The organism is Paraburkholderia sp. CNPSo 3274, from assembly GCF_024206475.1.
Lineage (GTDB): Bacteria > Pseudomonadota > Gammaproteobacteria > Burkholderiales > Burkholderiaceae > Paraburkholderia.
In genome coordinates, this window is record NZ_JAMBPR010000133.1 from 1 (window position 1) to 12,814 (window position 12,814).

Here is a 12,814-nt window from a genome sequence, read left to right on the forward strand (position 1 = left end):
TTGAAGAAGGTGGACCAGATGTTCGTGTTGAACATGGCGGCATACAACCTCGTGCGCATGCGATCACTGGCACAAATCCGCTTATAAGTGGCGGAAAGCGTGGCAAGGAGGTCAGAAGTCGGCCTCAAGCCGCCGAAAGAACGTTGAATTCGCGTTGAGATTGCACAATGCGAAAGTTTGCGACTGGCGGGCGCGTACATCGAGGCGCACCGCTTCCGCCGGGGATGTATTTCCGCAACCTGCTAAGGCGCCGCCCAGCAAGACGCCTGTTCAGGAGATGCCAGCCAGCGACATACCGGTCGGACACGACCGCGGTATCGCCTATGTCACGGGCGGCGTGGGCGAGGATGAGGCCACAGCACTTCGCAGGCTCGCGCCTGGCTATAGCATGCGGGCAACATTCACCACCGCATCAGGCGAGTACCTGTCGGGTGTCGCCGTGCAGATATTCGGGTCCAACGGGAAGGTCGTCTTCGCTGGCACATCGGCCGGCCCCTACCTGTTCGCGCGTTTGCCCCCTGGCCACTACCGCGTCGTTGCCACGTTCGACGGCGTGGAGCGTATTCGCGCGCTCTATGTTCCCACGCGCGGCAGCGTCCGATTCACACTGACATGGTCGACGTCGCGCGCGGCTTCGTCCAGCTGAGTTCTCCGGGCGTGCCGCCTGCCGCGAAAGCGCGGATGACCACTGAACCTGGAAAGCAGCCGCTCGTCTGGTGTGGCGTGCAACGGCAGGAACGGGTCGTCTGCGGAAGTCCGACGTTCCGGCGCCCCAGTTTCATCCAGGCCGCCCCTCAGCAACCCTTACAATGCCTTCAGATGGCTGACGCAGAGTGCATGAATCCGCTGGACAATGGGCGAGCGATAGTCGAGAAACCAGCCGGTCCGTAGATTGAAGAGCTGGTGCAGATCTGCATCGTCCTTCGGGAAGGGGGGCGCACTTTCCTGCCGGGCGATTACACGTGATGCCTTCACAAGCCTAGCGCGTTCCAGCCAGTCACGTACCGCGCTGTCAAAACTCAGCCAGATCTGCGCAGATTCGATCAGGTGATCCGTCCGCAACCACACGCCTTCACGAGCGAATGCAAAGAGCTGGCCGACCACAAGGAAGCACAACAGTTCGGTCCGGGCTTCATCGTCAAGAAGCCTCAAGATGCGCCCTCCATGGCGGCAGCAACGGGTCGAAGCGGCCTTTCGGGCTATCGCAACCGCGTATGGGCCGCAGGCAAATTCGTGCCGCGTTGGTCCATTGATCTCTGCGCCTTCCTGTGTGCCGGTAGTGTTTCTGGATTCTTGCACGGGGAACTTAAAAGGCAGGCTTACCTGTTTTTATCCCGCAGCCAGACGGCGGTCGATGCGCCGTATCCAAAGCTGCCCGGCGTGATATACGTGAGTCGGTCCCCTTCAATGACGAATGGTCTCGCCTGTATTTCGCCATCCCAGTTCGGGAACGTTCCCTTCCGAATGTGAAATTCGATCGTGTGCGTAGTCGGGTCGACTACGTATGTTCCGAAATGTGCGACGCTTCCCTGCACAATCTGTTTGGTTTCGTCCGCCGTCGCTGAAAGACGATCGCCCGATGCAAGCTTCGGCAAGTTGGAGCGGACCGCGACCAGCGTATAGCGCCCATCATCGCCAAAAACGAGCTGACCTTCGGGATGAATGCCCAAGATCTCCACCGGGCTACCGCTTTTCAAGACGGTCAGTGAGATTAGCTTCCAGGTGCCAATCAGGCTCGCCGCCGTTTGCGCGAAGGCGCTCTGAAACGAGAGCAGTGTCAAAGCCCAAAGCGCAGCGGCAGCGAGCAAAGTAGTTAGATGACGTTGCATGAGAATCTCCATCACGGACATTAACGCTCAGCGGAATCACAAACGATGGGGCCATTGATTCGTCGAGTTGAGCAACAACGCCGGCGGAATCCGGACACGTGAAAACGAGAACAGGGAGAGCTCAGGATCACGTTGTGGCAGCAATTTGAGTCTAGGCGCGGCGGAACTCCACGCAATATACCGTTCGGCATATGCACGACCGGCCCCCAGAAGCAGGAATCGCATGACGTGAAAGGAACGGAGACAGAAGTCGTCGCGTCGGAGGCGACGAACGGGCAGTTGCTGTCGTTGACCGGACCCGGATCGCAGCCATTCGAACGTCGGCTTCCGAGCAGACAATGAGTCACTGGCAGGTCATTTAGGCGGTGGGTTTCCTGAGCTCCTCTCTGGCGCTGAACAAGGCCCTACTCCGCCTCATCGAGAAAGAAGGGACTCCGTGGTGACGTGTGCGAGGGTTGGTTCGTAGGCGCACAGACTGGGGCCTTACGTCTGAGAGAATGCTCTTCATAACTTTTCTTTCAGATTTGACTGGGGGGCTCATGTCACACATCTCCTATAGCCTGAAATCCGTGTAATTTCCGTTACTACGCACATCTTTGGCATAGCGCATTAGCTCGTCTCTCGGAGACTATCCTTATCGCCCCCCAAAGGAGGGCGTAAAACTTAGCGCGGGGGCGCCGATAATCCTGTGGCAGTCACAAAACGGGCCGCGAGCTGGTGCTGCGCTCCTTACCGATCCTTTCCTGCTTTTTTTCTGCGGCGGCTCGTCTCGAGATGCGTGCCGTGGGGTATCTACCACTCGGCAGGTCTGCCCAGCTGTCCACCGTCATTCCCTCGACGTTGTCTCGCACGCGCGTGGCGCAGTGGCTTTGCGCCGCGCTGCTGTTGGCCTTTCTGGTCGCCGGCATGTTCGACCGCGATCCCTGGAAAGCCGACGAGCCGTATTCGGTCGGCATGGTGCTTAACTTCTTTCGCGGGCATGACCTGATCGTGCCCCGCGTGGCGGCCGATCCGTTCGTCGAGAAGCCGCCCTTGATGTACTGGAGCGGTGCTTTGTGTGCGCGCCTCGCCTCTGGCGTGCTGCCGGTATTCCAGGGCGCGCAGATCGCTGTGCTCGCGTGGTTGCTCGTGGCCTCGGCCTGCGTGGGTCGGCTCGCGCAGCGGCTGCACGGCAAGGCATCGTTCGACTGGCTCGCGCCCATGCTGATGCTTGGCAGCTTCGGCGCCATCGAGAACGTGCACAAACTCACGGCAGACGTGCCTCAACTGGCCGGCGCCGCACTCGCGCTGGCGGCGCTCCCCCGGTTAGCGCGCGCCGACGCCTCTTCCCGCCTGTGGGGGCTGCTGCTCGGCACCGGCGCCGGCATCGCCTTTCTCAGCAAAGGTTTGCTCGTGCCTGGCGTGCTCGCACTGACGTGCCTGGCGGCGCTGCTGCTGCCCGCGTACCGTACCCGACACTATGCGGCAGCGCTCGCGTGGGCGGTGCTGGCCGTGCTGCCTTGGGTGGTGATCTGGCCGGCACTGTTATGGCACGCGTCGCATTCGTTGTTTATCGAATGGTTCTGGGACAACAACTTCGGCCGCTTCTTCGGCTTCGTGCATCTGGGCGGTGAGCGCAAGTCGTACCTGAGCGATTTCGCCAATCTGATCGCGCTGACGTTCCCGGCGGGCTGGCTCGCCATCGGGGCGCTGGTCGCCGCCTCGCGTATCGAGAGCTGGCGCCGCTACGCCGTCTCGCGTCCGGAACTTGCGGTGCTCTGGGGTTACGTTGTGCTTCTCGTCGCGACTCTCGCCACGTCGTCTGTGATGCGCGATATCTATATCTTGTCGATTTTCCCGGCACTGGGCGTGCTGGGTGCAGGCGTTCGCCTGCCGAACTGGCTCGAGAAGACGTGGGCGACGCTAGCCATCGTTCTGATGAGCGCGCTGGGCCTGTTCCTCTGGACGCGTTGGGGCCTGCAATTGACCGGTAACGGTCACGTCGCCGCCGGCCCGATCGGCAAATGGCTGCCACTGGACTATCAACTGGCGTTCTCGCCAGGACTGGTGCTCGGCGCACTGCTGCTGCTGGCGCTGTGGATCGCCGCGATCGTGCTTCGTCGCGAGCTTGGCGCGCTCATTCTCGGGTTCGCTGGCCTGACGTTCGTGTGGGGCACGCTCTCGACGCTGCTGCTGCCGTGGGTCGACGAGGCGCGCAGCTACCGTACGCCGTTTGCCGAGCTGCGCGACGCATTGCCGCGCGCAGCGCTCAGCGGAGCACCCAGAGCCTGCGCAGGGTCGCTCGGTGTCGGTGACTCCGAGCGCGCAATGCTCGACTACTTCATCGACGTGCGTGCGATACAGCTCGCCGACTTTGCGCACGGCTCGCGCTGCTGCGTGCTGCTGCTGCTCGACAAGGCCAACGCCCGCGTAACGCCCCCGGCTGGATGGCGAAAAATCTGGCAAGGCGGACGCGCCGGCGACCATAATGAGCGCTTCCTTTTGATGGTCGGCCAGAATTGACACGCCGTTGGACCGAACCTACGCAGCGTCCGCGCGCGCCTCCTTGCGGCGAAGACGAAAGCGAATCGTGGCGACCTCGGGGCGTTCACGTCGTCGATCTTCAGTTCAACCTTCGTCGGACCACCCTCAAAGCATGAGAGCCACGTCCGAGGCAATCATCTCGCTCGGTCGTGGGACGTATTCCGGCCATAAGGCGTCGTTTGCTGGTATTGCTCTCGGGACATCCAGGCGTCCGGTCCGGCCTTGCTATCCGCCATTCCCTACAGATGCGCTACCGACGACACGTTCCCGTGCGCCAGGCCACATAACTGCCCCGCACGACCACATATATTGGGAACGTCACAATAGAGCGGCTGCGCTAAGAAAACACCCGTCTGCCACGCCCCGACGTCAAGTCACCGCACTCCCGCCGGACCGATTGCGCCGTCATCGAACGTTACCCGTACCGCTCTTCTGGAGACTCGAAATGAACATGTCGTGAAGTGAACGCCGCATTGTCGGGGAATCGTATTCATCAAATTGGAGGCGGTCATGGATTCGGTCGGGGCGATCTTAGGTTTAATGGGGGTTAGAGAATGGTTTTTTTTGGGTCTTGCTTTAATTACTTTCGGTGGGTTCAGACAGCGGAATGCGGAGAGGGATGCTTTTTATCGACGTAATGCGTCGGGCGTAGAAGAATTTAAATCCTATGACGAGATGAAAAAAGTTCAACGTAGAAGCGGATTTTCGCGCTTGTTGATGGTCATTGGCGTGTTTATCGCGGTTCCAGCTGGAATGGGTTGGCTCTTGAAGACCTTATTAACGAGGTAGGGAAATGCTGAACAAAGTTCGGGGGTGCTAGTCAAGGAGCAAAGTTTCTTTCCATTCTGAAAGGACCGCGAAATGTCGCCGACTAACTGGTGGAAAACGCTCGCAGCCTCTGCGGTGTTGCTTTCGTCGCTCGGACATTCCATGGGCAACGTCTTGGGTCAGTCCAACCCGATGCAAATTCGGACGCGATTAAGCGGTGAGGTAGATAGCCTATTGGGAATAAAGCTTAATGCGCCGTTGCAGATCACAAACGACTGTGCCGATGCCCGGTCGGAAGAAGAATGCATAAGGAGTGCTGATGACTACGGATACGGGTATAAGCAGACGCTACTCGATCACTGCCCCGATCTTGGCGTCGGGAGCACGTGGGTAACTGTCGGCACCTTGGATTCGAAGGTGGAGAACGTGACAATCGACGCACATACCCAGTTTTATGACGACTTGCGACGAATAGCCATTGCAAAGTTCGGACCGCCAGACGAGAAGAAATCCGATCCACAGTATGGCGAAACATTAGTCTGGCACAGCATCGGCGTTACGGTCGAACTGGACGAAATCAACGAGGCCCGCAGCCCGATCACCCTAGATGAGCCGGCAGAGAAAAGTCGCCTGTCGATGGTCTCCGTGCCATTGGACGCTATCCTTGGTGCCCGCGTGAAAGCAGAAGAGTCGAAGAGTGCAAACAAGGCCGCATCGAAATTATAGTCAGCTGGCGGGCCTTGTCGTTCAAGGCCTTTAGCGGGAGTGGTACGACTCTGCTGTCTGTCCCAATTGAAGCAGCCTGCAAATATCATCCGCAGCGCCAAGCCCCGTCTGGCGGGATGTTGTCCCAATCAAAGTTAGCTTCAACTGGGATCGGCGGTCCACTGATACGCATTTCCGCACGAATCCTTACCCCTACCCTACATCCCCTTCAATTGTTGATGGGCCAACGGCTGCAAAGGCCGAGCAATTGCCGGCCGTCACGAAGAAACCGATGACCGTTGGACCTTGAAAGCGGCCGCTGAGATGGCGCGGGATCCAGCGGCCGGATCGGGTCGAATTCGGGCGGTCGCATCGGCAGCAGGCGGCCACTTTCTGCCGCTCGCCTGAGCCATGCGGTGGTCGTTCGAACGAAACGTATCGCGACAGGAGGAGTTGAACGCGATCACGCGCACAAATCTTTGTAAGACCGGAATCTGGAGGTCTTTTCCATCAATAACAAGGATGGGAAGTCGGCGATCTTCGTTTTGACAAGATCGGAAACAATCATGCCCATGGAGAGGTACAACCTGATCGCCTTTACGTCATTCGACCAGACGGCAAGCGACAGGTTTTCCGTGCAGTTGCTCTGCCTCGCAAGCGACTCGGCTTCGATGAACAACCTCTTGCCGAGCCCCTTTCCTTCCATGTCGGGACGGACTGCGAAGGAATGGATCCAGTCGCGGATCGGTGTAACGAGTTCGTCGACAATCGTGCTGGACAGATGGCAACTCAAATCACGCCGGCCGCTGATATCAGCCAATCGGCCACAAATCAGGATGCCGACCACGCGATCGTGGCGAGTGTTATCGAGGAGAACCCACGAATATTTGACCAATGGCGGTAGGACAAGGCGGATCATCCAGTCCTGGTAACTTACACCCAGCTTGTTTTGAGCCGCCGCAATTCTATAAGCACCTGTGGTGGTGACCAGTTCCGCAAGGTCATGTAGATGCGCGTCGTTGGCTCGAACGAGTTCGTACATGAAGCCTCCCATTTCGTGACTGTAGGGTGACGTGCTGATTTGCAACTTCCCCATTGCGCTCAAGACTCCGCATTAGGAGTAGTCGGTGACGTCGACGTAGCATATACCTTGCGAAATTGATTACCCTCCGGAGCGTCGGCAACGCACGCTTCACCTCGCGCCCCTCAATGGTGCATGCCGACGACTAAGGCCATGCAGTATATTTCCCGCCCGCTTCCTGGCGCCGGGGAAAGTATAGGCCTGCTACGTCGTCGAGTGGTGATTAGCGCTGCGCGATACAAGGCAATCTCCAACGGAAAACGGACGCCGTCCCGCGATCACGAAATCTATAATGGATTCACCGATTCCCGAAGACTCCAACGACGCGCGGGGCAGCATTCGAGATCACTTGAAAGGCGATTCACGCCGGACCGTTGCAAAGGGGCAATCCATGCACCCACATATTCATGCAAGGCACATGCCTGACAAGCCCGCAGTGATCATGGCCAGCGGAGTAACTGTCACGTACCGTGAGCTTGACGAGCGTTCCAACCAGGTGGCGCGACTGCTTCGGGATAAGGGACTGGTACCGGGAGACCGGGTCGCGATCCATCTTGAGAATCATCCGCGCTTTTTCGAGCTTTGCTGGGGCGCGCAACGCAGCGGCATGATCTATGTGTGCATCAGCACGCGCCTGAGCACGGCAGATGCCGCCTACATCGTCGAGGACAGTGGCGCGCGGCTTCTTGTCACGTCATATGCGCAGCGCGACGTCGCGCGTGCGCTCCTGCACCAGACACCAGGTGTTCGGGCGAGGTTGATGATCGACGGTAGCGTCGAAGGATATGCGTCATACGAGCGGGACCTCTCGTCACAATCCACCACGCGAATCGAAGAAGAGACCACTGGTTGCGACATGCTGTACTCGTCTGGCACGACGGGGCGGCCCAAGGGTGTATTTGCGCAACCGCGCGATTCGAATATCGAAGCGCCCACTCTCGTGACCGAATTGTGTCGCGCTCTCTACCAATACGACGCCAGCATGCGCTACCTGTCGCCGGCGCCGTTGTATCACGCAGCGCCGCTACGCTTCAGCCTGTCCACACAGGCCGTGGGCGGTACGGCGGTGGTCATGGAGCACTTCGACGCCGAGCGCTTCCTGCAGTTGGTCGAATCATACCGGATCACTCACACGCAGCTGGTCCCGACCATGTTTTCGAGAATGCTGAAGCTCCCTGCATCCGTGCGCGAACGCTACGATGTCTCATCATTGCGGATTGCCATTCATGCTGCTGCACCGTGCCCGGTGCAGGTGAAGCAACGGATGATCGAGTGGTGGGGCCCCATCCTCTGGGAATACTATTCGGGAACTGAAGCCAATGGATTCGTCTCGGTCAATTCCACGGACTGGCTCGAGCACAAAGGCACAGTAGGTCGTGCTCTCGTCGGTCAACTGCGGATCTGCGATCCCTCCGGCGAGCTTTTACCGCCTGGCAAGCCTGGCATCATTTATTTCGCGGACGGTCGTCCGTTTCGCTATCACAACGACCCGGTCAAGACCGCACAGGCATGTCATCCGATCCACAAGACATGGACTACGCTGGGCGATATCGGCCATGTCGACGAAGACGGCTATTTGTTTCTCACCGACCGCCTGGCGAACGTGGTCATTTCGGGCGGCGTGAACATCTATCCGCTGGAGGTGGAGAACCTGTTGGTGACGCATCCCAAAGTGCTCGATGTGGCGGTGATCGGGGTTCCCAACGAGGACTTTGGGGAAGAGGTCAAGGCGGTGGTGCAGCCAATGAACGCGGACGAGGCGGGGCCCGCACTCGCCGAGGAACTGATTGCCTTCTGCCGCGCTAACCTGGCTGCGATCAAATGCCCACGGTCGGTCGATTTCGTGCTGGAGTTGCCGCGCCTGCCCACTGGAAAACTACTCAAGCGCATCTTGCGCGACCGATACTGGAAAGGGCATCCGACCAAGCTCGTGTAAGACCGAACCGGTGAATACCGTCAGTCGTGGGTGGCGCATTTGCCTATGCCTTAAGAGCCTTTCCCAATGTCCTGGACGTTTGAAGCTTTTCGCCAGCGATGAAAGACGACCATAAATGGTCAACAAACGGCCATTCGGTGCAATTCGATGTAAGTCCGTTCAGGGTCGCTATGTATAGGTTGACATAGCGACCCGAAGCGCAGCTCCGCTGCCCTTTCCGGGCGCACATCAATAGGTTAGTCTCTATGGGCCAGTGAAGTAGACGGGGATACGCACGGCGCGTAGAACCATAGGATGGGCACAGTTGATGCCGTCGATTTGTTGCGGAGTGTACAAATGGCGACGCGTGACATTTGTATGGTCGGAAGACGGAAGCTTCTAATACAGGCCTGTATTGCCCTGGCTGTCGCCGCCATTCCGAAAGGTGTCCGGGCCGCCAGTGCACCTTCCTCCATGATGCTCGAGCTTAGCGCTTATCTGGCTGACGCCGCAAACCGTCCGCTTCCCGCCGAAGTGATCGAAAAGGCCAAGCAACACATTCTCGACACTTTCGCGGCGATGGTTTCCGGTTCGCTCTTGCCTCCGGGAATTGGCGCGTTGAACTACGCGCGCGCCGGTGCAACAGGCGGAGAGGCGACCATCGTTGCTTCGACGCTTACCGCGAGCCCGGTCGAGGCGGCATTCGTGAACGCGATGCTCGCCCAGTCGGATGAAACGGACGATTCCAATGAATTTTCGCAATCCCATCCTGGCTGCGCCATCGTACCAGCGGCATTTGCTATGTCCGAGAAATTCGGTGTCGACGGCAGCCGCTTCCTGCGTGCCGTCACGCTGGGCTACGACATCGGTCCGCGCGTAACGATCAGTTTCGGTGCTCTCGACTTCCGCAACAATAGCCACAAGAGCACACATGCCATCGCCGAGGTTTTCGGCTCGGCCGCCGCCGCGGGCTGCGTCGCCGGACTGGGGGCGCAGCAGATGCGATGGCTGCTTGATTACACGGCTCAGCAATCCGCCGGCATAGGGGCCTGGACGCGCGACACCCAACACATGGAAAAAGCGTTTGTCTTCGCGGGGATGCCAGCGAAGAACGGGATGATGTCGGCGCTTCTCGTCCATTCCGGTTTTACTGGAATCGATGACATCTTTTCGGGCGCAGACAATTACTTCCTTGCCTATGCGCCCAACGCCAACCGGGACGAACTGACCAAAGACCTTGGTACTCGCTATGAGATTGTCAGGACCAATATAAAGAAGTGGGCGGTCGGCTCGCCCATTCAGGCGCCACTGGATGCGATGGACAATATCTTCACGAAGCATGAGATCGACCCGGCGAACGTCAGATCGATCGTTGTGCGCGTTGCGCACACAGAGGCGCGGATCGTTGACAACCGCGAAATACCTGATATCTGCTTGCAGCACATGGTAGCAGTCATGCTGCTCGATAAGACCGTCACGTTCCAGGCGGCGCACGACAAGGCCCGCATGAGCGATCCCGACGTATTGCGGATCCGCGCTAAGGTCCAGCTGATTCCGAGCGATGAACTGGAGACCCTGGAGCCGGCCAGACACGCGATCGTCGAAATTACCTTGAACGATGGAACGGTGCTAACAGACCATGTTGCACAGGTGCGCGGCACGGCCGAAAACCCGATGGCCCGAGGCGAAGTGGTGCGCAAGGCGACTGACCTGATGGGACCCGTGTTGGGCAGAGCAAATAGCGCTGGCTTGATCGAAAGGCTAATGACGCTTGAAAAATCCAACGATCTGCGGGGGCTGCGTCCATTTCTTCAGAAGGCCTGACACGGTATTCCCGCCGGACACCAATGACCGCAACTGGGGGAGCCGACGCTGTCGCGAACCGCTTTGGCCAGCTATCGCGCTGAACTGTTCACGCGTTTTCGCAACACCGCGCTAGATCACCGCTTGCAACAGATCGCGACCGACGGCTCGCAGAAACTGCCACAGCGCTGGCTGGAAAGCGTGCGCGCCAACTTGAAAAGCGGCGCGCCGACCGAATGTCTTGCCTTTGCGCTGGCCGGCTGGATTGCGTACCTCGGCGGTCAGGACGAGACAGGGCGCACCTACATCATCGCGGATCCGCTCGCCGACACACTGATCGAGGCGGTCCGCTCGACCCTGCACGCGGATGCGGTTGATGCGGTACGAACAGCGGTACGAACACTTCTCGAAATCGAGTCGATTTTCGGTTGCGATCTGCGCGCGCACACGCGCGAGAGCTTGCTGGTGGTGGAATCGGTGACGCCCGCGGGCAACTGGTCGAGCTACCCGCCGCATCGGCACGATACCGACGATGGCGAGCAGCAGACCTATCTCGAGGAAACCTATTACCACCGCGTCTCGCCGCCGCAGGGCTTCGCGATTCAGCGCGTCTATACCGACGACCGCAGTCTCGACGAAACGCTCGCGGCGTACGACAAGCATGTCGTGCTGGTGCCGCGCGGCTATCACCCGGTTGCCGCCGCGCACGGCTACGACCTCTACTACCTGAATGTGATGGCTGGTCCGCGCCGCACCTGGCACGTACACAACGAGCCGGCTCATGAATGGCTACTACAACCCGGCGCAAGCGTCGCGACGGACGGCGCGCGCTGAGTCCCGTTGCTGTAAGTCAATCGCTGTCGGCGTCGGGGCCTTGGGTGTCGAATCCGGCGGCTTCGCGCAGCGCTTGCAGCATCGCCCGCGCGCCCGGCGAGAGCCTGTCGCCGCGCCGTGTGACGATGCCCGCCGGTCCGAGCTTCAGATCGAGTTCGAACGGTAGCGGCTCGAGCGCACCGGCAATGCAATACGGCCGCACCGGCTCGCGTGCAAGCGGCGCGATCATATCGCTCATCTGCAGCAGACTCGTGATGACAGGCAGCGACGAGCTCTCGACCACATCCGTCGGCAACGCGAGCTGCCGTTCCAGAAAAAGTTGCGTGATCTGATTGCGCATCACGTTGCCTTTCGGCGGCAAGATCCACGTTTGCGGTGCCAGTTCGTTCCAGCTCAGCGTCTTGCGCTTGACGAGCGGATGGCCAACGCGTGCGAACAGCGCGTGCTGTGCTTCTGCGAGCGGGGCGTGGTGCAGTTCCGCCAGATCGTCCGGATTGCGGATTCGCGCGACGATCATATCAAGCTTGCCTTCCTGCAGACGCTGCACCAGCACCTCGCTGAAATCCATCTCGATGTTGACGCGAATCTGCGGAAAGCGCTTCTTGAGCAGCGCCACCGCTTGCGGCACGACGTTGGTGGCCGCCGTGACCTCGGTGCCGATCATCGCCTGCCCGGTCAGGCCGGCTTTGAGCGCGGACACTTCGTCGTACGCGTGTTGCAACTCCGCCAGCACGCTGCGTGCATGGCGGATCAGCACCTCGCCGTACCAGGTGGGCTCGACCCCGCGCGGATGCCGTTCGAACAATGGCACACCCATCGTCTCTTCCAGTTCCCGCAGCAACTTGGTCGCCCCGGGTTGGGTCATGTGCGCGGCGTCCGCCGCGCGCAATACCGAGCGATGGATGTCGAGCTGAACGATCAGGGCCAATTGGCGCGTCTTCAGGCGCGTGGGGTCGAAGCGGCCCGTCGCGATGGCCCCCGCGCCGTTGTCCGGATGGATTGCCGAGGTCACGATGTCGCCTCCATGTATTCCGTATCGATATAGGTTTTGCGTTATTTTTCATTATAAAAGCATATCGATCGATTCTACTATGCAGTTGAACGGCCGTAAGCGGTGATTTCAGCACACCGAATAAAGAATCGTTTGCGACAGACGGGCAAGCGCAGCCGTACCGCGATGGTCGGGGTCAACCGGCGATATTCGCGTCGAGGTGATGAGCCTGCGCGTGGGCCAGCACGCCGACGCGCATTCAGTTCGTCAGCCGGTCTCTTCCTTTTCCTTTTGTTGCCGGGCGTAATTGAACGGCAGAAGATCGGTTACATCTGCGTCCGGCGCACGCTGCGGCAACTCGGTGA

At 59.5% G+C, this 12,814-nt stretch carries 11 protein-coding genes; 7 read left to right on the top strand and 4 right to left on the bottom strand.

Going from position 1 to position 12,814, the window contains the following annotated elements; translation table 11 throughout:
• Positions 1–277: 277 nt before the first annotated feature.
• Positions 278–646 carry a carboxypeptidase-like regulatory domain-containing protein gene (locus tag M3I54_RS41910; protein WP_254346096.1) on the top strand — a complete coding sequence of 123 codons (369 nt, stop codon included), beginning with the start codon at positions 278–280 and terminating at the stop codon, positions 644–646.
• Between the two features lie 158 nt (positions 647–804).
• Here the strand turns inward: M3I54_RS41910 and M3I54_RS41915 are convergent, their stop codons facing one another.
• Together M3I54_RS41915 and M3I54_RS41920 are read right to left on the bottom strand one after the other, a co-directional pair.
• Positions 805–1,152 carry a hypothetical protein gene (locus M3I54_RS41915; RefSeq protein ID WP_254346099.1) on the bottom strand — a complete coding sequence of 116 codons (348 nt, stop codon included), beginning with the start codon at positions 1,150–1,152 and terminating at the stop codon, positions 805–807.
• Between the two features lie 167 nt (positions 1,153–1,319).
• Entirely contained in the window at positions 1,320–1,829 is a 510-nt protein-coding gene (locus M3I54_RS41920) for a lipocalin-like domain-containing protein (RefSeq protein WP_254346101.1), read from the bottom strand.
• Positions 1,830–2,612: 783 nt separating this feature from the next.
• Between M3I54_RS41920 and M3I54_RS41925 the strand changes: the two genes are divergently transcribed.
• From M3I54_RS41925 to M3I54_RS41935, 3 genes are all read left to right on the top strand, one after another.
• Entirely contained in the window at positions 2,613–4,331 is a 1,719-nt protein-coding gene (locus M3I54_RS41925) for a glycosyltransferase family 39 protein (protein WP_254346103.1), read from the top strand.
• A gap of 531 nt (positions 4,332–4,862) precedes the next feature.
• Positions 4,863–5,141 carry a hypothetical protein gene (locus M3I54_RS41930; RefSeq protein WP_254346105.1) on the top strand — a complete coding sequence of 93 codons (279 nt, stop codon included), beginning with the start codon at positions 4,863–4,865 and terminating at the stop codon, positions 5,139–5,141.
• A gap of 72 nt (positions 5,142–5,213) precedes the next feature.
• Positions 5,214–5,846, top strand: coding sequence for a hypothetical protein (locus M3I54_RS41935; RefSeq protein WP_254346107.1), 633 nt, complete (start codon positions 5,214–5,216; stop codon positions 5,844–5,846).
• Between the two features lie 442 nt (positions 5,847–6,288).
• Here M3I54_RS41935 and M3I54_RS41940 read toward each other — a convergent pair whose 3' ends face one another.
• Positions 6,289–6,867 carry a GNAT family N-acetyltransferase gene (locus tag M3I54_RS41940; RefSeq protein ID WP_254346109.1) on the bottom strand — a complete coding sequence of 193 codons (579 nt, stop codon included), beginning with the start codon at positions 6,865–6,867 and terminating at the stop codon, positions 6,289–6,291.
• 430 nt (positions 6,868–7,297) lie between these two features.
• Here M3I54_RS41940 and M3I54_RS41945 point away from each other — a divergent pair, with 430 nt between their 5' ends.
• The 3 genes from M3I54_RS41945 (at position 7,298) to M3I54_RS41955 (ending at position 11,458) form a co-directional block, all read left to right on the top strand.
• On the top strand, positions 7,298–8,842 hold the full coding sequence (locus M3I54_RS41945) for an AMP-binding protein (protein ID WP_254346116.1): 1,545 nt from the start codon (positions 7,298–7,300) through the stop codon (positions 8,840–8,842).
• 336 nt (positions 8,843–9,178) lie between these two features.
• Positions 9,179–10,645, top strand: coding sequence for an MmgE/PrpD family protein (locus tag M3I54_RS41950; protein WP_254346111.1), 1,467 nt, complete (start codon positions 9,179–9,181; stop codon positions 10,643–10,645).
• A gap of 63 nt (positions 10,646–10,708) precedes the next feature.
• Positions 10,709–11,458 carry a 5-deoxy-glucuronate isomerase gene (locus tag M3I54_RS41955; RefSeq protein WP_254346113.1) on the top strand — a complete coding sequence of 250 codons (750 nt, stop codon included), beginning with the start codon at positions 10,709–10,711 and terminating at the stop codon, positions 11,456–11,458.
• Between the two features lie 16 nt (positions 11,459–11,474).
• Here M3I54_RS41955 and M3I54_RS41960 read toward each other — a convergent pair whose 3' ends face one another.
• Positions 11,475–12,470 carry a LysR substrate-binding domain-containing protein gene (locus M3I54_RS41960; protein ID WP_254346115.1) on the bottom strand — a complete coding sequence of 332 codons (996 nt, stop codon included), beginning with the start codon at positions 12,468–12,470 and terminating at the stop codon, positions 11,475–11,477.
• Positions 12,471–12,814 lie beyond the last annotated feature (344 nt).